This is a genomic window from Hymenobacter agri (assembly GCF_054778495.1).
Window position 1 is genome coordinate 1 of the sequence record NZ_BAAGZM010000750.1, and the last position, 1,771, is coordinate 1,771.

Annotated in this window: 3 protein-coding genes; all 3 read left to right on the top strand. The window is 65.0% G+C overall.

What is annotated here, in order from left to right:
• The coding region (locus ACYVDE_RS21730) for a glycosyltransferase family protein (protein WP_460503631.1) at window positions 1-561 on the top strand (561 nt) is incomplete at its 5' end.
• A gap of 42 nt (window positions 562-603) precedes the next feature.
• Window positions 604-1,380, top strand: coding sequence for an EcsC family protein (locus tag ACYVDE_RS21735; RefSeq protein WP_460503632.1), 777 nt, complete (start codon window positions 604-606; stop codon window positions 1,378-1,380).
• A gap of 115 nt (window positions 1,381-1,495) precedes the next feature.
• Window positions 1,496-1,771: hypothetical protein (locus ACYVDE_RS21740; protein WP_460503633.1), on the top strand; the 276-nt coding region annotated here is incomplete at its 3' end.

Genomic DNA, 1,771 nt, shown 5'->3' on the forward strand with positions numbered 1-1,771 from the left:
CACTCGCCCGACCGGCTGCTGGCCGGCCCCGCCCGCAATCAGCTCGTGGCCGCCGCCGACCCGGAAGCCTGGGTAGTGCCGCTCGACGACGACGATTTCCTGCTGCAGCGCACGCTGTTTCACTATGCCACCCAGATAAACGCCCACCCCGGCCGCCCCTGGTTCGTGGCCGATTTTCTGCGCGTAGACGAGCACGGCCGCTACCTGCCCAACGAAGATTATTATGCCTGGCAGTTCGACTCGCCTACGGCCATGCTGCAGGCTATTTTTCGGGCCGAGCATTTCATTCAGGGCAACGTGTGCTACCACCGGCCATTTTTCGATGAAGTGGGCGGCTACGACGACGTGCTGCCCATGGCCGAAGACCTCGACCTGTACGTGCGCTTTCTGCTGGCCGGGCAGCTGCCGGTGGTGTGCCCGCACATCAGCCACCTGCACCGCTTCCACGCCCGCAACGTGAGCATCGGCGTAGATGCCGCCAAGCACAATGCCGACCTGCAGGCCATTTACGCCAAGTACCAGGTGCGGCTACAGCAGCTGGGAGTGGCCGCCCCGGCCTAAAACAGCCGGCGTAGCAACTACGGCGCGTAGCTTCGCGGTGCCATGACTGAAGCCCTTTCCCCTTCCGAAACCAATGCCGACCAGCTGGCCCGCGCCGAGCTGCGCCTGTGGCAGCGCCGCATGCAGCGCCCGCCCTCGCGCCTGAACCAGTTTGCCCGCCGCGTGCAAATCCGCCTCAACGCCCTGCTGCCGGAGCGGGTGCACCAGGCCATCACGGCCGCCATTCGGCAAATGGTACGGGGCGTCCTGTTTGGCTCGCAGCACACTACCGGCATCCGGCTGGCCCCGGCAACGTTCGTGCAGCGCGAGGCCGTGGCCCGCAACCAGATTCGGAACTACCGCACCATGGCCACGGCCGAAGGGGCCGTAACCGGAGCCGGGGGCTTCCTACTGGGCCTGGCCGACTTTCCGTTGTTGCTGGGCATTAAAATCAAGCTGCTGTTCGACCTGGCCGCGGCCTACGGCTACGATGTGCACGACTATACCGAGCGGCTGTATGTGCTGCACGTTTTTCAGCTGGCGTTCAGCAGCCAGCACACCCGCAACCTCACCTACCAGCGGCTGGCCCACTGGGACAGCTACCGCCTCACGCTCCCCCTCGACCCCGAGGAGTTCGACTGGCGCACGTTTCAGCAGGAATACCGCGACTACATCGACTTGGCTAAAATGGCCCAGCTGCTGCCGTTTGTGGGCGCGGCCGTGGGAGCCGTGGCCAATTACCAGCTCATTGAGCAGCTCGGCGATACGGCGATGAACTGCTACCGCATGCGCCATTTCACCTCCGGGCCCGGTGCCGACCAGCCGGGGCTTCCGCAATAAACGCCACCACTCACGAACGGCGCATCGGCGGTTTACGTATCGCCAGTGCCATTGCCGGAGCGACCATTCGTCGCCGCGGCCGCCGGCTTTCTTCTGATGCATTCCTTGCTTTTCCATGGCTGATTTCCCTGCCTCTGCTGCTATCGACTATCGGGCGCTTTTCCGGATGCTGCCGGGCTCCTACCTGCTACTGGCCCCCGACGGCACCGTGCTCGACAACTCCGACCAGCACGTGGCCGTGTCGCTGCTGCCGCGCGAGCAGGCCGTGGGGCGTAATATTTTTGCGGCTTACCCCTCGGCGCCGGAAAGCCAGCGCGACCTGCACGCTTCGCACGAGGAAGTGCGCCGCACCCTGCAGCCCCACGCCATGCCCCTGCTGCGCTACGACCTT

Bases quoted from the DNA above. Each gene is read 5' to 3' on its own strand.
- ACYVDE_RS21735 (WP_460503632.1), top strand. From the start codon at position 604: ATGACTGAAGCCCTTTCCCCTTCCGAAACCAATGCCGACCAGCTGGCC.